This window comes from Actinosynnema sp. NPDC053489 (assembly GCF_044544865.1).
In the GTDB taxonomy this organism is placed as follows: Bacteria; Actinomycetota; Actinomycetes; order Mycobacteriales; family Pseudonocardiaceae; genus Actinosynnema.
The window spans coordinates 510,601-530,714 of the sequence record NZ_JBITXT010000001.1; the positions used below are offsets into that span (position 1 = coordinate 510,601).

Annotated in this window: 8 protein-coding genes; 6 read left to right on the forward strand and 2 right to left on the reverse strand. The window is 75.5% G+C overall.

Annotated features, from left to right (window positions below):
• Together ACIGNX_RS01895 and ACIGNX_RS01900 are read right to left on the reverse strand one after the other, a co-directional pair.
• Complete coding sequence (locus ACIGNX_RS01895) at window positions 1-2,319, reverse strand: lantibiotic dehydratase (protein WP_396535254.1); 2,319 nt, start codon at window positions 2,317-2,319, stop codon at window positions 1-3.
• A gap of 27 nt (window positions 2,320-2,346) precedes the next feature.
• Complete coding sequence (locus ACIGNX_RS01900) at window positions 2,347-2,550, reverse strand: MbtH family protein (protein ID WP_396535256.1); 204 nt, start codon at window positions 2,548-2,550, stop codon at window positions 2,347-2,349.
• Between the two features lie 180 nt (window positions 2,551-2,730).
• On the opposite strand from ACIGNX_RS01900, the gene ACIGNX_RS01905 reads away from it, so the two are divergent.
• The 6 genes from ACIGNX_RS01905 to ACIGNX_RS01930 all read left to right on the forward strand — a co-directional run bounded on the left by ACIGNX_RS01905 (window position 2,731) and on the right by ACIGNX_RS01930 (window position 20,071).
• Window positions 2,731-8,937 carry an amino acid adenylation domain-containing protein gene (locus tag ACIGNX_RS01905; RefSeq protein WP_396535258.1) on the forward strand — a complete coding sequence of 2,069 codons (6,207 nt, stop codon included), beginning with the start codon at window positions 2,731-2,733 and terminating at the stop codon, window positions 8,935-8,937.
• Window positions 8,938-8,963: 26 nt separating this feature from the next.
• Window positions 8,964-16,115: an amino acid adenylation domain-containing protein gene (locus ACIGNX_RS01910; protein ID WP_396535260.1), complete on the forward strand. Its 7,152-nt coding sequence runs from the start codon at window positions 8,964-8,966 to the stop codon at window positions 16,113-16,115.
• Window positions 16,112-17,356 carry a cytochrome P450 gene (locus tag ACIGNX_RS01915; protein WP_396535262.1) on the forward strand — a complete coding sequence of 415 codons (1,245 nt, stop codon included), beginning with the start codon at window positions 16,112-16,114 and terminating at the stop codon, window positions 17,354-17,356. Before ACIGNX_RS01910 ends, ACIGNX_RS01915 begins: the two co-directional genes overlap by 4 nt.
• 46 nt (window positions 17,357-17,402) lie before the next feature.
• Window positions 17,403-18,653 carry an MFS transporter gene (locus tag ACIGNX_RS01920; protein WP_396535264.1) on the forward strand — a complete coding sequence of 417 codons (1,251 nt, stop codon included), beginning with the start codon at window positions 17,403-17,405 and terminating at the stop codon, window positions 18,651-18,653.
• A 213-nt stretch (window positions 18,654-18,866) separates the two neighbouring features.
• Window positions 18,867-19,490 (forward strand): response regulator transcription factor, encoded by a 624-nt coding sequence (locus ACIGNX_RS01925; protein ID WP_396535266.1) that lies wholly within the window; start codon window positions 18,867-18,869, stop codon window positions 19,488-19,490.
• Complete coding sequence (locus ACIGNX_RS01930) at window positions 19,487-20,071, forward strand: response regulator transcription factor (protein WP_396535268.1); 585 nt, start codon at window positions 19,487-19,489, stop codon at window positions 20,069-20,071. The genes ACIGNX_RS01925 and ACIGNX_RS01930 overlap by 4 nt, the downstream gene beginning before the upstream one ends.
• Window positions 20,072-20,114: the final 43 nt, after the last annotated feature.

The window sequence follows — 20,114 nt, forward strand, 5'->3', positions numbered from 1 at the left end:
TCAGTCCCGCCCGGTCTGGTCGAAGGCCACGAACCGCAGCTCGGAGCTGTACTTGGCGCCCGTGTGGTCGGTCAGCCACGCCTGCTCGGGGTTGGGCAGCATCTCCGACACGGTCAGCCGCGCCGACGGGTCCTGCCGGGCCAGCCGGCGCGCCGCCTTGGCCAGCACGTTGACGTAGACCGGGCTGTCGAAGTCCACGTAGAACGGCCGGGGCTCGGCGGGGGAGACCACGAAGACGTAGCGGGGCAGCTCGTGCTCGTCGCGCCACGCCCGCGCCCGCACGAACCGGCGCGACTCGTGCTTCTCGGCGGCGAACTCCAGCGAGCCGGCGGTGAACTTCCACGTCTCGCGGGCGACCACCACGTTGTCCACGGTCACCCGGGGCGAGTGGTCCCCGGCGGTCCGCAGGCTGAACCGGTCCATGATCCGCGCGGTCAGCGCGTTGCCGAACACGTCGATCACCGGGAACACCGCGCCGTCGGGCAGCACCGCGACCAGGTCGCCGTCGCGCTCCTCGACCAGGACGTCCGCACCCATCGCGGTGCGCGGGCGGTGCGGGTCGGCGGTGTAGTCGACCATGCCCACCAGGTAGTCCTGCGGCCGGTTGAGCGCCGGGCGGCTGCGGGTGTTCCAGCGCGGCGGCTGCTCCTTGGGCAGCATGGGCAGCAGCCGGGGCTCCGGGTAGTCGGTGTCGGTCTCGGCCAGCAGCTCGGCCTGGTCGGGGTGCTGCATCACGAACAGCGACGCGCTCATGGTGTTCACGCCCACGTGCAGCTCGCCCAGCACCATCTCGAACTCGCCGCGCTCGACCGCCGCCTCGTCCTCGGCGACCACGAACACGTCCGGGCTGATGTAGCGGGCGACGTTCCACCCCGAAGCCGGTTCCTCGAACGCCTCGCGGACCCGGTCCGCGATCTCCGCGGACGACAGCCGCACCCGCCGCGCGTCCGCCGGCGCGTCCACGATGGACTCCCAGCGGCGCTGCAGCTCCGCCTGCACCCGGTCGGCGTCGGCGATCGAGTCCGGGTGCGGCACGGGCAGGCACGCCATCCACAGCGACGCCAGGTCGACCGGGCCGTTGGCGCGCAACGACTCGAACGCCTCCCGCAGGTGGCCGCGAGCGATCTCGGCGTACCGGTTGGTCATCCACCGCGCCGCCGTCAGGCACTGCGCCAGCGGGGTGAGCTGCTCCAGCACGGCCCCGCCCAGGCGGGCGGTGGCGGCGCGGCGGGAGTCGGAGTAGACCAGCGCCCGGTTGGCGGAGGTCCGCGCGCCCTTCTCGCGCTGCGCCGCGGTCCGCGTGATCTCCACGAAGTCCCGCTCCAGCGCGGACATGGCCTCCAGCAGCGCGTCGGTGTCGCCCAGCGCGGCCCGCACCCGCTCCCGGCCGCGTTGCAGGACCTCGATGCGGTCCAGCGCCCGCCGCCGCACGTCGGGGTCGCCGACGCGCTCCACGATGGCGCGCAGCGCCTCGTCGGGGTGCGCGCTGGCGGGCACGTCGATGCGCCAGGTGATCCACCGCTTGCGCAGCAGCTCGTCCAGCGCGTCGAGCACCCCGGCCAGGTCGCGGCCGAGCCGCCCGGCGATCTCCACCGGCTGGTGGGCACCGTCGCACAGCCGCAGCACGTCCTCCAGGCCGTCGGCCAGCGGCACGGGCGGGCGGCCGGGCAGGCGCACCGCGCCGTCCTCGACCCGGGCGAAGGACACCCGGCGCGGCGGCACCCACTGCCGCATCCCCGGCTCCGCGCCGATCGTCCTGGCCAGCGCGTCGATGCCCCAGCTGGAGAAGTACACCTCCGAGGAGGCCAGGAAGTCCTCGCCCGGCTCGGTGGTGATGCCGGGCGCGCCGTCGAGGTCCCAGCGGCCCCAGCCGACGGGACCGAAGAAGCCGATGGTGTCGTTCTTGACGCAGAAGCGCTGCCAGTAGTGCGCCACCAGCTCCTCGCGCTGCCGCGGCATGCTGGTGCGGCCCGCGGCGGTGGGCGTCCACGCCAGGAACGGCGCGATGCCCGAGCCGAGCACGACCTTGTTCTGCCACGCCAGGGCCGTGCGGAACCTCGGTTGTGAGGCGATGTCCTGCAGCTCGCGGGCGGTGCGCACCGCGGCCTCGTCGAAGAACGCCTCGAACTCCTCCCACTCCGGGCCCTGCCACCGGTCGCGGGGCGCCACGTCGGTGAACTTGTCGGCGGCCACCCCCAGTCCCGGCGGGGCGAGGCGGAGCACACCGGCGGCCGGGAAACCCGTCCCGCGCAGGGCGAACTGGCCCCACAGCCGCCAACCGCCACCGGGCAACAGCACCGTTCCAGCCACGCTGACCATCCCTTCCCAGGTTTCCGCGGGCTGTCGTCAGCCCGGCTGCCCCATCCGCTCGCGAAGGCCGCGCGGACGCATGTCGGTCCACACCCGCTCGATGTGGTCGAGGCAGGCCGCGCGCGGCCCCTCGGTCCCCTCGGCGACCCAGCCGGCCGGCAGGTCCCGGTCGGCGGGCCAGGTGGAGTACTGCTGCTCGTCGTTGGTCACGACCCGGTACACCCGCTCGTCCTGTGTCATTCGGCGCTCCCGAACCGCTCGCTGCTTGCGTTGCCGGACCGACGATGCCGCCGGGCCGCGCGGCGGGGTAGAGAAGAACGCGCAGTCACGACGGCAACCGCGTCGTGCCACTTCTTCCCTGGTGGGAGGCCCTGCCGGGCGAGCAGGCTTCGGCCAACCAAGCTCGCAGGGAGGTCGGCAGTGAACGAAGGCGCACCGCACACGGCGACGGAGCACCACGCGGTCTCCTCCGCGCAACGCCGGTTGTGGTTCCTCGAACAGCTCACCCACGGCTCCTCGGAGAACCTGCTGCCGCTGGCGCTGCGCGTGCGCGGCGCGCTGGACGTGCCCGCGCTGGAGCGGGCGCTGGCCGGGATCGTCGAGCGCCACGACGTGCTGCGCACCCGGTTCACCGCGGTCGACGGGGAACCGGTGCCGGTGGTGGACCCGCCGGGCGCGGTGGTGCTGCGCCGCGTCGAGGCGCGCGACCCCGAGGAGGTGTTCGCCCGCGAGCTGGGCCGCCCGCTGGACCTGGCCGCCGAACCGCCGGTGCGGCTGGTGCTGGCCCGCCTGGCCGAGGACGACCACCTGCTGCTGGTCGTCGTGCACCACATCGCGGTCGACGGCTGGTCCTGGGACGTGCTGCTGCGCGAGCTGGACGCCGGCTACCGCGGCGAGGAGGTGCCCGCGCCGCGCCACCGGTACGCCGACTTCGCCGCGTGGCAGAACCGGCGGCTGACCCCCGCGCGCCTGGAGCGGCTGCTCGCGCACTGGACCGGCCGGCTGACCGGGGTCACCCCGCTGGCGCTGCCCACCGACCGGCCCCGGCCCGAGGTCTGGGACGGGTCCGCGGGGCTGCTGCACTTCCGGGTGCCCGCCGACCTGGTGGCCCGCGTGGACGCCGCCGCCCGCGAGCGCCGGGCCACCCGCTACATGCTGCTGCTCGCCGTCTACCAGTCGCTGCTGGGCCACTACAGCGGGCGCACCGACATCGCGACCTGCACCACGATGGCCGACCGCGGCGGCCCGGTCGACGTGTCGAACCTGATCGGCCCCTTCGTCAACACCGTGGTGCTGCGCTCGGACCTGGGCGGGCGGCCCTCGTTCGACGCGCTGCTGCGCCGGGTCCGCGACAGCGTCCTCAAGGACCTCTCCCACGCCGAGGCGCCCTTCGACCGCGTGGTCGGCGCGCTGGGCCTGGACCGCGACCTGTCCCGGCACCCGGTGGCGCAGGCGTCGTTCACCCTGCTCAACACCGTCCACCAGCCCGCCAGCCTGCGCGGCCTGGACGCGGTGATCGCCCGCGCCCCGCTGGGCGGCACCGACATGGACGTCTTCCTCGACCTCAACCTGATGCCCGACGGCACCCTGGCCGCCCGCCTCCAGTACGCGACCGCGCTGTTCGACCACGCCACCATGGAGCGGTTCGCCGACGGCTTCCTGCGGCTGCTGACCGCCGTGCTGGACGACCCGGACGCCCCCGTGGCCGACCTGGCCGCCGCGCTGCCTCCGCTGCCCGGCCGCGCCCTGCTCGACTCGTGGAGCGGCCCGGCGCGACCCCCGGCACCGGCCGCGCCGCTGGAGGTGCGCGGGCGGGGACCCGCGCTGGTGTGCGGGGACGAGGTCGTCACCTACGAGCGGCTCGACGCCCTGGTGGGCGGGCTGTCCGCGCTGCTGCGGCAGGCCGGGGTGCGCCGGGGCGACGTGGTGGGCGTGTGCGTGCCGCGCGGCACGTGGTCGGTCGTGGCCATGCTCGCGGCGTGGCGCGCGGGTGGCGTGTACGTGCCGCTGGACCCCGCCCTGCCCGCCGACCGGCTGGCGTTCATGGTCGCCGACGCCGACGTGCGCTGCGTCGTCGGGGACGCCGACCTCGCCGGGGTGCCGCACGTGTCGGTGCCGCACGTGTCGGTGGCCGACGTGGTGCCCGACGCCACCGCGCCCGCCGTGACCCCGGACCCGGCCGAACTGGCCTACGTGATCTTCACGTCGGGCTCCTCGGGCCGGCCCAAGGCCGTGGGCGTCGAGCACGGCGCCCTGGCCGCGCACGTGGCCGCCGCCCGCGAGCACTACGCCGTCACCGCCGACGACCGGGTGCTGGCCTTCGCCTCGTTCTCCTTCGACGCCTCCCTCGACCAGCTCCTGCCCGCGCTCACGGCCGGCGCGACCGTGGTCGTCCGGCCCGACGAGCAGTGGCTGCCCTCCCGGGTGCCCGCGATCATCGCCCGGCACGGCGTCACCGTGGCCAACTTCCCGCCCACCTACTGGAGCGAGCTGGCGCTGTCGCTGACCGGCGGCGCGGACCTGGCGTCGCTGCGGCTGCTCATCCTCGGCGGCGAGGCCATCCCGACCGGCGCGCTGGCCGCGTGGCGGCGGCACGCGCCGCACGTGCGGGTGCTCAACGCCTACGGCCCCACCGAGGCCGTGGTCACCGCCACCACCTACGAGGTCACCGACGCCGACCGGGTGCCCATCGGCCGGCCGCTGGGCGGGCGGCGCGTCCTCGTGGTGGACGAGCACGGCGACCCGGTCGGCCTCGGCGTCCCCGGCGAACTGCTGGTCGGCGGACCCGAGCTGGCCCGCGGCTACCTCGGCCGCCCCGCCCTGACCGCCGACCGGTTCGTCCCCGACCCCGCCGGCGGCCGGCTCTACCGCACCGGCGACCTGGTGCGCTGGCGGGCCGACGGGCAGCTGGAGTTCCTGGGCCGGCTGGACGACCAGGTCAAGCTGCGCGGCTTCCGGGTGGAGCTGGGCGAGGTGGAGTCGGCGCTGTCCGGCCGCGCGGGCGTGCTGGCCGCCGCGGCGGCGGTCAAGGCCGACCCGCACGGCGGCCAGGTGCTCGTCGGCTACGTCGTCGGCGACGTCGACCCGGCCGCGCTGCGCGCCGAGGTGGCCCGGTGGCTGCCGCACTACGCGGTGCCCTCGGACATCGTGCGCCTGGACGCGCTGCCGGTGACCTCCTCCGGCAAGCTCGACCGCGCCGCGCTGCCCGACCCCGCGCACGACCGCGCGTCCGCCGGCGCCGCCTACACCGCGCCCCGCGACGACGTGGAGCGCGAGATCGCCCGCATCTGGGGCGAGGTGCTCGGCGTGGACGGCATCGGCATCGACGACGGGTTCTTCGACCTGGGCGGGCACTCGCTGCTGGCCACGATGGCCGTGTCGCGCATCGCCGAGCGCCTGGAGCGCGACGTGGAGCTGCGCACCCTGTTCGAGAACCCGCGCATCCGCGAGTTCGGCCCGCTGGTCGCTGCGGCCCGCCCGGTGACCACCGCCGGTGTCGTCCCGGTCGACCGCGGCGGCCCGCTGCCCATGTCCTTCGCGCAGGAACGGCTGTGGTTCCTCGACCGCATGTCCGATTCCGGCGAGGACTACGTGCTGTGGTTCTCCTGGCGGGTGCGCGGCCCGCTGGACGCCGACGCCTGGCAGGCCGCGCTGGACGACGTGGTGGCCCGGCACGAGGTGCTGCGCACCGCGCTGGTCGAGGTCGACGGCCGCCCCGTGCAGCTGGTCCACGGGCAGGTGACCGTGCCGCTGGAGCGCCACGAGTGCGCCGACGTGGAGCAGGTCCGGGCGCAGGCCAAGCGGTTCGCCGCGGCCCGCTTCGACCTGGCGTCCCCGCCGCTGGTCCGCTCCGGGCTGTGGCGGCTGGGACCCGACGACCACGTGCTGGTGCTGTCGTTCCACCACGTGGCCACCGACGGCTGGTCCAAGGACGTCGTGGTGGACGAGCTGGCCCGCTCCTACGCCGCCCGCCTGCACGGGCGCGCCGCCGACCTGCCCGACGTGCCGGTGCAGTACGGGGACTACGCGGTGTGGCAGCGCGGCCGGCTCGCGGCGGGCGCGCTGGAGGCCCAGCTCGCGCACTGGCGGACCGCGCTGGACGGCGTGCCCGTGCTGGAGCTGCCCACCGACCGACCCCGCCCGGCCACCCGGTCGGCGCGCGGCGGCGCGGTGGAGGTGCCGCTGCCGCCGGAGCTGGCCGCCGGCCTCGACGCGCTGGCCCAGCGGTGCGGCACGACCCGCTTCACCGTGCTGCTGGCGGTGTTCCAGGTGGTGCTGGCCCGCTGGTCGGGGCAGACCGACATCGCCGTGGGCACCCCGGTGGCCGGGCGCGACCGGGTGGAGCTGGAGCGGCTCATCGGGTTCTTCGTCAACACCGTCGTGCTGCGCTCGGACCTGTCCGGCGACCCGTCGTTCCTGGACCTGGTGGCCCGGGTGCGCGGCACGGTGCTGGGCGCCTTCGACAACCAGGACGTGCCCTTCGAGCGGCTGGTGGAGGAGCTGCGGCCCGAGCGCGACCTGTCGCGCAACCCGCTGTTCCAGGTCATGTTCGACGTGCAGGAGACCGCGGTGTCCACCGGGATGGCCGCGCCGGGGCTCCACTTCGAGGGCTTCACCCTGCCGTGGGAGTCGGCGAAGTTCGACCTGGCGGTGACCTTCCTGCTGCACCCCGACCGGTTCTCCCTGGACGTGGAGTACAGCGCCGACCTGTTCGACGCCTCCTCCGCGGTGCGGCTGGCCGAGCACGTGACCCGCGTGCTGCGCGCCGTCGTCGCCGACCCGCACGCCGGCGTGACCGGCCTGGACCTGCTCTCCCCGGCCGAACGCGCCGCCCTGACCGCCGCGCCGCCCGCGCTGGACGCGCCGCCGCTGCGCGTCGCCGGCGCGCCGGGCGACACCGCGCTGGTGTGTGGACCGCGCACCGTGACCTACGACGAGCTGGACGGGCTGGTCGGCGGCCTGGCCCGCGCGCTGGCCGACGCGGGCGTGCGCCGGGGCGACCCCGTCGGGGTGTGCCTGGGCCGGGGCGTGTGGTCGGTGGCCGCGATGCTCGCGGTGTGGCGGGCCGGCGGCGCCTACGTGCCGCTGGACCCGAAGTTCCCGCTGGAGCGGCTGCGGTTCATGCTCGCCGAGGCGGGCGCGGAACTGGTGGTCGCCGACGCGGGCACCGCGGGCCCGCTGGCGGGGCTGGGGGCGCGGGTCGTCGCGGTCGACGGCGTCGTGCCCGCCCGGTACGACGGCGTGGGAGCGGACCCGGCCGACCTGGCCTACGTCATCTTCACCTCCGGCTCGACCGGGCTGCCCAAGGCGGTCGGCGTCGAGCACGGCCCGCTGGCCGCGCACGTGGCCACCGCCCGCGACCTGTTCGGGCTCACCGCCGCCGACCGGGTGCTGTCGTTCGCGTCGCTGTCCTTCGACGCCTCGCTGGAGCAGGTCCTGCCCGCGCTGACGGTCGGCGCCCGGGTCGTGCTGCGGCCCGACGAGGTGTGGTCGGTCGACGAGCTGGCCGCCGAGGTCCGCGCCCGCGGCGTCACGGTGGCCGAGCTGACCCCGACCTACTGGGAGGAGGTGGTGGCGCGCCTGGGCGACGTGGCCGCCGACCTGGCGTCGCTGCGGCTGCTGGTCACCGGTGGTGAAGCGCTGCCGTCCGCGCCGCTGGGCCGCTGGTTCGAGCTGCTGCCGCACGTCCCGGTGGTCAACACCTACGGCCCCACGGAGTCGGTCGTCTCCACCACCGCCCACGTGGTCACCGCCCCGGTCGCCGGCCGCGTGCCCATCGGCACCGCGCTGGGGTCGCGCACCCTGCACGTGGTCGACGCCCACGGCCGGCCGGTGCCCGACGGCCTGCCCGGCGAGCTGCTCGTCGGCGGGCCGCAGCTGGCCCGCGGCTACCTCGGCCGCCCCGAGCTGACCGCGGAGCGGTTCCCGGCCAACCCCTTCGGCGAGGGCCGCGTCTACCGCACCGGCGACCTGGTGCGCCGCCTGCCCGGCGGGGAGCTGGAGTTCCTCGGCCGGGTGGACGACCAGGTCAAGATCCGCGGGTTCCGCATCGAACCCGGCGAGGTCCAGGCGGTGCTGGAGGACTGCCCCGGGGTGCGCGGCGCGGCCGTGGTGGTCCGCGACGTGCGCGGCGACCGGGCCCTGGTCGCCTACGCCGCCGGCGACCACCTGGACCCCGACGTACTGGCCACGTGGTGCCGCGACCGCCTGCCCGCCTACCTGGTGCCCTCGGCGTTCGTGGTGCTCGACGCCCTGCCGCTGACCGTGCAGGGCAAGGTCGACACCGCCGCGCTGCCCGACCCCGAGGTGCCCGCGACGGCGGAGTTCGTGCCGCCCACCTCGCCCACGGAGGTCGTGCTCGCCCAGATCTGGGCCGAGGTGCTGGGCGTGGAGCGGGTCGGCCTGCACGACGACTTCTTCGCCCTGGGCGGCCACTCCATGCGGGCCGTGGCCGCCGCCTCCCGGGTGCGCACCGCCTTCGACTGCCCGGTCGCGGTGCGCGAGCTGTTCGAGAACCCCACCGTCGCGCTGCTCGCGGTCGAGGTGGAACGCCTGCTGGTCGAGCAGATCTCCGCGATGAGCGAGGACGAGATCGACCTGTCCCTGTCGGTTGACGCCGCCCTCTGACGAAGACGAACTGGACGGAGCCCATCGTGACCACCTCGGAGATCCAACCCACCCGGTCCGGTCTGTCGCCCGCCGCCCGCGCGCTGCTGGAGCGCCGCCTGCGCGGCCGCGCCGCCGCCCCGACCGGCATCCCCCGCCAGGAGCCGCGACCGCCGCGAGCACCCCTGTCCGCGGCCCAGCAGCGGCTGTACTTCCTCGACCAGCTCGCGCCCGGCGGCACCGAGTACCTGATGCCCGCCGCGTGGCGGCTGACCGGCCCGCTCGACGCCGCCGCGCTGGCCGGCGCGGTGGACGACCTCGTGGCCCGCCACGAGCAGCTGCGCGTGGTCTTCCCCGCCGAGGACGGCGTGCCGTTCCAGCGGGTGCTGCCGCACGGCACGCCCCTGGCGGTGGTCGACGCCGACGCCGACGCCCTGGCCGACACCGTGCGGGCCGCCGCGGTGCGCCCGTTCGACCTGGCCGCCGAACCCGCCTTCCAGGCCACCCTGGTGCGCGTCACCGCCACCGACCACGTGCTCGTGCTGGCGATGCACCACATCGTCACCGACGGCTGGTCGCTCGACGTGCTGGTGCGCGACCTGCGCGAGCTGTACCGGGCCCGCCTCGCCGGCGAGGCGCCGCGCCTGGCGCCCAACCCCATCGAGTACACCGACTACGCCGTGTGGCAGCGCGCCGCCGACGAGACCGCCGACCTGGAGCACTGGCGCGCCGCGCTGGCCGGGCTGACCCCGCTGGAGCTGCCCACCGACCACCCGCGTCCGAAGGAGCGCTCGCACGAGGGCGCGGTGCACACCGTGGAGCTGCCCGCCGACCTCGCGGCGGCCGTCACCGCCGCCGACGCCACCCCGTTCACCACGATCATGGCCGCGTTCCAGGCCGCGCTGGGCTTCCACAGCGGGCAGGACGACGTGGCGATCGGCACCATCACCGCCAACCGCGACCGCGCCGAGACCGAGGGGCTCGTCGGGTTCTTCGTCAACACCCTGGTCATGCGCGCCGACCTGTCCGGCGACCCCACCTGCGCGCAGGTGCTCGACCGGGCCCGGGAACGGGTGCTGGGCGCGCTCAGCCACCAGTCGCTGCCCTTCGAACGCGTCGTGGACGAGCTGAGCCCCGAGCGCGACCTGTCGCGCAACCCGCTGTTCCAGGTGCTGTTCGCCTACTCCGAGGCGGGCGGCGGCGCGTTCCCGCTGGGCGGCGCGGTGGCCCGAGCGTTCCCGATCGCGCTGACCACGGCCAAGTTCGACCTGTCGCTGGAGGCCGTCGGCGGCGGTGACGGCTACCGGCTGGCGTTCGTCTACCGGCCCGACCTGTTCGAGCGCGACTCCGTGGCGCGGCTGGCCGACCACACCGTGGCCGTGCTGCGGGCGTTCTTCGAGCGCCCCGACGAGCCGCTGGGCTCGGTGCAGTTGCTGGGGGAGGCCGAGCGGGCGTTCCTGCTCGGTCCGGACGGCCCGGCGGCCTCGGGCGCGGCGGTCGGCCTGCCCCGGCTGGTGCTCGACCGGGTGGCCGACCACGTCGCGGCCACGCCCGACGCGGTGGCGGTCACCGGCGGCGGCCGGTCGCTGACCTACGCCGAGCTGGACGCCCGCGCCACCGCGCTCGCCTCCCGGCTGCGCGCCCTCGGCGCGGGGCGGGAGAGCCTGGTCGGGGTGTGCCTGGCGCGCACCGCCGACCTCGCGGTGGCCCTGCTGGGCGTGTGGCGCGCGGGCGCGGCCTACCTGCCGCTGGACCCGCGCCACCCGAGGCAGCGCGTGGAGTTCACGGTCGCCGACGCCGGGGTGTCGCTGGTGGTGGCCGACGACACCGGCCGCGCCGCGCTGGCCGGGCTGCCCGTGGAGCTGGTCGACCCCGACGGGCCCGCCGCGGCGGTCGACCCGGTGCCGGTGCGCGCCGACGACCTGGCCTACGTCATCTACACCTCCGGGTCCACGGGCAAGCCCAAGGGCGTGGAGGTCACCCACGCCAACGCCGCGTGGCTGTTCGACGCCGCCGACCGGATGTTCGACTTCGGGCCCGACGACGTGTGGTCCCTGATGCACTCCACCGCCTTCGACTTCTCCGTGTGGGAGCTGTGGGGGCCGCTGAGCACCGGTGGCCGCGTCGTGGTCCTCACCGGCGAGGAGACCCGCGACCCCGAGGCGGTGCACCGGGTGCTCCGCGACGAGCGCGTCACCGTGCTCAGCCAGACGCCGGCCGCGTTCAAGGGCCTGCGCGCGCACCTGGCGCAGCAGGGCCACTCCTTCGACGACCTGGCGCTGCGCACCGTGGTGTTCGGCGGCGACGCCTTCGACACCCGCGACTACCGCGACTGGTTCACCGCGCCGGGTCGCAAGCCCGCGCTGGTGAACATGTACGGCATCACCGAGACCACGGTGCACGTCACCTACCGGCTCATCACCGAGGCCGACGTCACCGCGCCCGACACCACCGCGCCCGACGAGCGCTCGCCCATCGGCCGCCCGCTGCCCGGCCAGCACGGCTACGTCCTGGACCGCCACGGCCGCCTGGTGCCGGTGGGCACGGTCGGCGAGCTGCACATCGCCGGCGGCGGCGTGGCCCGCGGCTACCGCAACCGGCCCGAGCTGACCGCGCAGCGCTTCCCGCGCGGACCCCTGGGCGGGCGCGTCTACCGCACCGGCGACCTGGTGCGGGTGCTGCCCGACGGGCAACTGGCCTACGTCGGGCGCGCCGACGACCAGGTCAAGATCCGCGGCTTCCGCATCGAGCCGGGCGAGGTGGAGAGCGCCCTGCGCAGCTGCCCGGAGATCGCCGACGCCGCCGTGGTGGCCCGTCCCGGCCCGCAGGGCGCACGCCTCGTCGGCCACGTCGTGCTCGCCGAGGGCGCGCGGCTGGACCCGTCCGCGCTGCGCGACCGGCTGCGCGCGAGCCTGCCCGACTACATGGTCCCCGCGCTGTTCGTCCGCCACGACCGGCTCCCGCTGACCTCCAACGGCAAGGTCGACCGCAAGGCACTGGCCGCGGTGGAGGACGGCGGCGTGCGCACCCAGCCCGAGCACGTGCCGCCGCGCACCCCGACCGAGCAGGCGCTCGCCGCGGTGTGGGCGCAGGTCGTCGGCGCCGAGCGGGTCGGCCTGGGCGACAACTTCTTCGACCTGGGCGGCGACTCGATCCTGGCGCTGCGGGTCGTCGGCCTGGCCCGCGCGGCGGGACTGGGCCTGGGCGTGGCCGACCTGTTCCGCGCCCGCACCCTGGGCGAGCTGGCCGCGCTGGCGGGCGCCGCGCAGGACGAGCCCGAGCCCGTCGAGCCGTTCTCGCTGCTCGACCCGGCCGACCGCGCCCGCCTGCCGGAGGGGCTGGCCGACGCCTACCCGCTGACCATGCTCCAGGCCGGGATGCTGCACGAGATGCTGGCCGACCCGCACCGCGCGGCCTACCACAACGTCACCGACCTGAAGATCACCGTCCCGGACTTCGACCTGGCCGCGTTCCAGGCCGCCGCCGACGAGGTGGTCCGCCGCCACGACATCCTGCGCAGCTCCATCGACCTGGTGGGCTTCCGCGAGCCGCTGCAACTGGTGCACCCCACCGCGCAGCTCCCGGTCGGCTACAGCGACCTGCGCGGCCTGCCCCGCGCCGAGCAGCGCGCCGCGCTGCGCCGGTTCGTCGACGCCGAGTTCGCCCGGCGCTTCGACCTCGCCGCACCGCCGCTGGTGCGCCTGCACCTGCACCGGCTCACCGACGACGAGCTGCGGATCACCATCACCGACTGCCACGTCGTCCTCGACGGCTGGAGCCTGACCTCCCTCATCGCCGACCTGCTCGACCTGCACCGCCAGGCCGTCGCCGGGCGGGAGCCGCGGCTGCCGGAGTCGCCGCGCTTCGCCGAGTACGTGGCGCTGGAGCTGGCCGCGCGCGAGTCGGCGGAGGGCCTGGAGTTCTGGCGGGAGCAGCTGGCCGAGTTCCGCCCGGTGCGCTTCGGCCACCGCGAGCCGCGCTCGGGCGAGGTGATCCACGAGGTGCGCCGCTCCTTCAGCGGCCTCACCGAGGCCATCGGGCGGCTCGCGCGGCGCGCGGGCGTGCCCCGCCGCACGGTCCTGCTGGCGGCGTTCCACCACACGATGAGCCTGTTCGCCGAGCCGGGTGACCCGGTGGGCGGCCACTCCCTCGGCCTGGCCACCAACGGCCGGCCCGAGCGCGAGGGCGCGGACCTGATGCGCGGGCTGTTCCTCAACACCGTGCCCTTCGGCGTGCGCCGCACCGGCACGACGTGGCTGGACCTGGTGCGCGACACCTTCACCGCCGAGCAGGACCTGCTGCCGCACCGCCGCGTGCCGCTCGCGCGCCTGGCGCGCCTGCGCCCCGGTGAGCCGAACCTGGTCGAGGTGATCTTCAACTACGTCAACTTCCACCGCCTCACCAGCGACACCTGGGACGAGTCGCTGGAGATCGCCCGCACCATGTTCCCGCTGCTGGTCAACACCAGCGTCGACGGCTTCACCCTGGACGCCGACCCCACCCGCGTCGACCCGGCCACCGCCGAGCAGCTCGCCGACGTCTTCCGCGACCTGCTGGAGGCGATGGTGACCGACCCGGAGGGCCCGATCACCCGGCCCACCACCACCGGCGCCGCGCGGGAGCAGGACCTGGAGTGGTCGCGCGGCCCCGTCGTGCCGCCCTCGGGCACCCCGTTCCACCACGCGGTCGCGGCCCAGGACCGCACCGCGGTCGCGATCACCCACCTGTCGCAGGCCGGACCGGTCGACCTGACCTACGGTGAGCTGAACGACCAGGCGCTCCTGCTGGCGGGTCACCTGCGCTCGCTGGGCGTCGGCCGCGAGTCGATCGTCGGCATCTGCGTCGACCGCGGCCCGGACCTGGTGCGCGCCGTCCTCGGCGTGCTGCACGCCGGCGGCGCCTACGTCCCGCTGGACCCGCAACTGCCCGCCGACCGGCTGGCGTTCATGGTGCGCGACAGCGGGATGCGCGTGCTGCTCACCCAGACCCCGCTGGCCGGCGTCGTCCCGTTCGACGGCCACACCACCCTGCTCGACCGACCGCTGCCCGACGACACCGCGCCACTGCCCACCCCGGACGAGGTGTTCGCCGAGTCCGCCGCCTACGTCATCTACACCTCCGGCTCGACCGGCACGCCCAAGGGCGTCGTCATCCCGCACCGCGGCCTGGCCAACATGGTCGAGGGCCAGCGCGACCTGGTGCGGCCGAGCCGCGCCGACCGGGTGCTCCAGTTCGCCTCCGCGAGCTTCGACGCCTCCATCCTGGAGATGACCTGGTCGCTGGCCAACGGGGGACGGCTGTGCACCGCGCCCCGCGAGGCGCTGCGCCCCGGCCCCGACCTGGCCCGCACCCTGCGGGAGCTGCGCGTCACCGCGGGGATGCTGCCGCCCAGCGCCCTGGCGGTCATGGCCGGCGAGGAGTTCCCGGACCTGGCCACCCTCCAGGTCGCGGGGGAGGCCTGCCCGGCGGAGATCGCCGACACCTGGTCGCGCGGACGCCGCTTCCACAACGTCTACGGCCTCACCGAGACCTCGGTGTGGTCCACCGCGCAGGTCTGCGAACCCGGCGGCGGGCGCCCGTCGATCGGCCGGCCCATGCGCAACACCACGATGTACGTGCTGGACCCGGACATGCAGCCGGTGCCCGTCGGCGTCCCGGGTGAGATCTACCTGGGCGGCCTGGCCACCGGCCGCGGCTACCTCGACCGGCCCGCCCTCACCGCCGCCACCTACGTGCCCGACCCGTTCGGCCCGCCCGGCTCGCGGCTGTGCCGCACCGGGGACCTCGGCAGGCGGCGCGCGGACGGCGCGGTGGAGTGGATCGGCCGGCGCGACTCGCAGGTCAAGCTGCGCGGCTTCCGCATCGAGCTGGGCGAGGTCGAGCACGCGCTGGGCGAGCTGCCCGGGGTGGCGCAGGCCGTCGTGCTGCTGCGCGAGCTGCCCGGCGGCCCGGCGCTGGTGGCCTACGTCGTCGGCGAGGTGCCCGACGTCGACGCGCTGCGGCAGGGGCTGCGCGCGAAGATGCCCGCCTACATGGTGCCCGCGCGGTTCGTCGTGCTCGACGCCATGCCCGTCAACCGCAGCGGCAAGGTCGACCGCGGCGCGCTGCCGCTGCCCTCCGCCGACCGCGACGACGCCGGCACCGCCTACGTCGCCCCGTCCACCCCGGCCGAGGTGGTGCTCGCCGAGGTGTGGCGGGAGGTGCTGGGCCTGGCCGAGATCGGCGTCCACGACGACTTCTTCCGCATCGGCGGCAGCTCCCTGTCCACGGTGAAGGCCGCCGCCGTGGCGCGGTCCCGGGGCGTGCCGATCTCGGTGCGCGACCTCGTGGAGCGCCCGACCATCGCCCAGCTCGCCGCCGGCGTGGACCGGGGGAGCGCGCCCGCCGAGGTGCGCTCGGAGGTCCGGTTGCGCGACGGGGACGGCAGCCCGCTGTACTGCGTGCACCCCACGGGCGGCAGCGCCGCGTGGTTCGTGCCGCTGGCCAGGGCGCTGCCGCGGGGGCCGGTGCTGGCGTTCCAGGCGCGCGGCCTGCTCGGTGGCGTGGACCCGACCACCGTGGCCGGCATCGCGGCGAACTACGTCGCGGAGATGGCCGGCGACGGTCCGCACGCCGTGCTGGGCTGGTCCATGGGCGCGAACCTCGCCCTGGAGATGGCCACCCAGCTCCACGAGCAGGGCCGTGCCGCCGAACCGCTGGTGCTGGTCGAGCCCTACCTGCCCAACGACACCGCCCGCACCCGCCTGCTCGACGTGGCGCGCGAGCTGTCCGGCGCGCTGGAGCTGCGCGACCGGGTGCGCGCGCTGCCGCCGTCCGACGAGCGCGACCGCACCATCGCCGAACTGAGGGAAACCCTGCTGGGCGCGGGCATGTCGCCGAGCGAGGCCGACATGGTGCAGGACGCGCCCATCGAGGTCTGGCACTCCCTGCTGGCCGCGCTGGCCGACTACGAACCCCGGCCCTACCCGGGCCACGTCCACCTCGTCGTCGGCTCCGAGGCCGCCGCCATCCCCGAGGGCGAGCCCATGCCCGGCCTGGACGTCGGGTTCGCGGAGTACGTCGAGCGCTGGCGCTCCCTCGCCCGGGGCGGCCTGACCGTGCACGTCTCACCGGGCGACCACATGACCATCCTCGCCGAGCCCAACGCCCGCGCCTTCGCGGACCTGCTCGGCACGATCAGGGCGGAGGCACGCCGATGACCGCGACCCTCGACCCCGTCCGGCCCGCGCCGGCGTTCACCGAGCGCTACCTGCTCGACCCGGCGGTGAACGCCGACCCCTACCCCTACCTCAACGCCCTGCGCGAGCACCGGCCCGTGCACTACAGCCCGCTGCACCGGGCGTGGCTGGTCACCGGGCACGCCCAGCTCACCCGCGCGCTGCGCGAACCGGCGGCCTCCGCCGACCGCGTCGGCCCGATGATGGACGCCGTACCCGAGGGTGCCCGCGGCGACGCCGAGCGCGCGTTCGACATCCTGTCGCGCTGGATGGTGTTCAACGACCCGCCCGCCCACCGGCGGCTGCGGCAGGCGTTCCAGGAGCAGTTCGCCGCCCGCGCCATCAACCGCTACCAGGCGCTCATCGAGCGGGTCACCCGCGCCCTGCTGGCCCGCCGCGCCGTCGCCGGCAGGGTGGGCGACCTGGTCGCCGACGTGGCCAAACCCCTGCCCGCGCTGGTGTTCGCCCGCTGGCTGGGCGTCCCGCAGCAGCACAGCGCCTCGTTCTGGTACTGGAACGCCCGCGTCGGCGACCTGGTGCTGGGCGCGGCCCAGGAGGAGCGCGAGTACCGCACCTCCCTGCAGTCGCTGGTGAACCTGGAGGACTACCTGGCCGACCTGGTCCGCCAACGGCGTGCCGAACCGCAGGACGACCTGATCAGCGCCGTGCTCGCGAGCGGCCGGATCGGCGACACCGTGAGCGAGGCCGAGTTCGTCGGGATGCTCACCCAGATGGCGTTCGCCGGCGGCGAGACCACCAGCAACCTCATCGCCAACGCCGTGCGCGCCCTGCTGCTGCACCCCGACCAGCTCGCGGCGGTGCGCGAGCGTCCGGAGCTGGCGGGGGCGGTGGTGGAGGAGGCCATGCGGTTCGACGGGCCGTCCAAGATGTCCATCCGCGTCGCCTCCCGGGACTTCGAGCTGGACGGCGCGATCGTGCGCGGCGGCGACCGGGTCTTCCTGGTCACCGCCGCCGCCAACCGCGACCCGGACCGCCACCCCGACCCGGACCGGTTCCTCGTCACCCGCGCGGACACCTCCCACCTGGGCTTCGGGCTGGGCGTGCACTTCTGCATCGGCGCGGCGCTGGCCCGCATGGTCGCCCGCGCGGCGCTGGAGGTCCTGATCGCCGAGCACCCGGGGCTGAGCCTGGCCGGCGACCGGCACACCTGGCAGCCGTCCCTGCTCAACCGCAGCCTCACCGCCCTGCCCGTCCGCTACTGACCGCCCACCGACCACCTCCGCCCGGACAAGGAAGAAGGTCTCCGCCATGACCACCACGCTGGCAGGTGCGGGCTCGCGGCTGTGGGCCCCGGCCCGGCTCCCGTCGTTCCGCCTGCTGTGGGCGGGGCAGGCCCTGTCGCTGCTCGGCGACGGGTTCAGCTACATCGCGTTCGCCTGGATCACCCTGGAGCTGACCGGCTCCACCCTCATGCTCGGCTACGTCCTGGCGTTCCAGGCCGTCCCGCGGGCCCTGCTGACCCTGGTGGGCGGCTCGCTGAGCGACCGGTGGTCGACCCGGCGGCTGATGGTGCTGTCGAGCTGGGCGCGGGCCGCCGTGATGCTCGCGGTGGGCGTGGCCGGGCTGTCCGGGGCGTTGGAGTTCTGGGCGCTGTGCGCGGCGGCGGCGGCGTTCGGCGCGGTGGACGCGTTCTTCCAACCCGCCCGCATGTCCATCCTGCCGTCGGTCGTGGCCAAGGACCTGCTGCCCGCCGCCAACGCCCTGCTCGGGGCGGGTGCCAAGGTCGCCGCGGTGCTCGGGCCCGCGGTCGGCGGCGCGGTGGTCGCGGTCTCCGACGCCAACTACGCCTTCCTGGTCGACGGGCTGTGCTTCGCGCTGTGCGCGCTGTGCGTGTCGGCGGTGCGCACCCTGCCCCGCGAGCCGGAGGAGGCGACCGCCGCCGCGGCCGCTTCCGGCGACTCGCTGTGGGCCCGGATCAAGGAGGGCCTGCGGTACGCGTGGGACGACCCGCGCATCCGGACCGTCCTCGTCGTCGACATGGCCGTGACGTTCTGCTACGCCGGGCCGTTCACCGTCGGGTTCGCCGACCTGGCCCGCAACGAGGTGCAGGGCGGCTCGACCACGATGGGTCTGCTCAACGGCGCGCTGGCGGCCGGCGCGATGCTCGGCACGCTGGTGGGCGGCGCGATCGGGGCGCGGCCCCGGGTCGGGCTGCTGGTCGCGGCGCTGGCCGGGTGGCTCGCGGTGGGCATGGCCGCGCTCGGCGTGGTCGACCAGGCCGTGGTGGCGGTGGGCACGGTGCTGGCGATGGGCTTCGGCATCGGCTTCCAGGGCGTGTTCGGGTTGAGCTGGATCCAGCGCAACATCAAGGGGTCGGTGCTCAGCCGGGTCATCTCGGTGGACATGGTCCTGGGCTACGCGGTGGCACCGCTGTCGCTGGTGCTGTGCGGCGCGCTGGCCGAGCGCAACACCGCCGTGATGTTCGGCGGCACGGCGGTGATCCTGGCCCTGACCGCCCTGGGGGTGCTCGCCTCCAAGCCGGTGCGCGAGATGCGCTGAACCACCCGCGGGCACGACCCGCCGCCACCGCGCCGGACCACCCGTCCCGGCGAACGCCGAGCACGTGGCGCTATCCCCGGCCCATCCCGCCGCTGTCCGCGCGACAACGGCAGGTGGATAGGTCGGGGATTCCGCCGTGATAGCACCGCTGCCGATCCTTGCGTCGACCCAGTCTCAACGCGATGTCATCCGTCGGATCGCTTGGGGGCGAACATGGAGCAGACGTGTGCAGTCGACAGCGCGGTGGTGCCCGTGGCCGTGGTGGCCGGGGACCCCGTGCTGGAGGCGGGGGCGGCCAGCGCGTTGCGCGGTCACCCCGACCTGGTGGTGGTGCCCGCGGCCGACGCCGAGTCCGCGCGCGTCGTGGTGGTGATGGCGGACGAGGTCGGCCGCGAGGTGCTCGACCTGGCCCGGTCCTGCCGCGGCGCGGTGGTGCTGGTGGTGGCCGACCTGACGCCGGCGCAGGCGCTGCACGCCGTGCTGGCCGGGGTGCGCGGCCTGCTGCGCCGCCGCGACGCGGGCCCGGAGCGGCTGGCCCGCGCCGTGCTGGCCGCCGCGGTCGGGGACTGCACGGTGCCGCCCGACCTGCTCGACCGGCTCCAGGGCGGCGGTGACGGCGCGTCGGCCGTGCCGGCGCTGGCCGGGGCGGGGCTCAGCGACCGGGAGCGCGCGGTGCTCACCCTCGTCGCCGAGGGCCACGAGACCGGGGAGATCGCCAGGAAGCTGTGCTACTCGCCGCGGACCGTCACCACGGTGGTGCACGACATCACCCACCGGTTCCGGTTGCGCAACCGCGCGCACGCGGTGGCCTACGCGTTGCGGGCGGGCCTGCTGTGAGCGGGGTGAAGGTGCACGTCACCGCGGTGGGCCCGGTGGCGCGCGACGTGGCCGACCGCCTGCGCGGCGCGGGGATGGTGCTGGTCGACGCACCCGGCCCGGACGTGGTCGTGGTGCTGGCGGCGAAGACGGTGGACCAGGCGCTGGACGCCTGCCCGCCCGCGTTCCGGCCCGGTCAGGACCGGCTGCTGGTGCTGGCCGACTCGTTCGACCCCGCCGGGGTGCTGCGGGCGGTGCGGATGGGCGCCAGCGCGGTGCTGTGCCCGGTGGCCTCGCCGCTGTCGCGCCTGGTCGCGGGCGTGCACTCGGCGCTGCACGGCGACGGCGTCGTGCCCTACCAGGCCCTCGTGCGGCTGCTGGGCTCCTCCGGCGGCGCGATGGTGGAGGTCGAGGCGCTCACCGCCAAGCAGACGGCCGTGCTGCAGTTGATGGCCGACGGCCTGGGCAATTCGGCGATAGCGCGGGCGCTGGCGTGCTCGGAGCACACGGTCAAGAACGTGATCTACGAGCTGACCGCCCGGCTGCGGGTGCGCAACCGGGCGCACGCGGTGGCCCACGCGGTCCGGCTGGGGCTGATCTGACCAGGTCGTCCCCGGTCGGCCGCGGGCGGCGGCGCCCGTGATA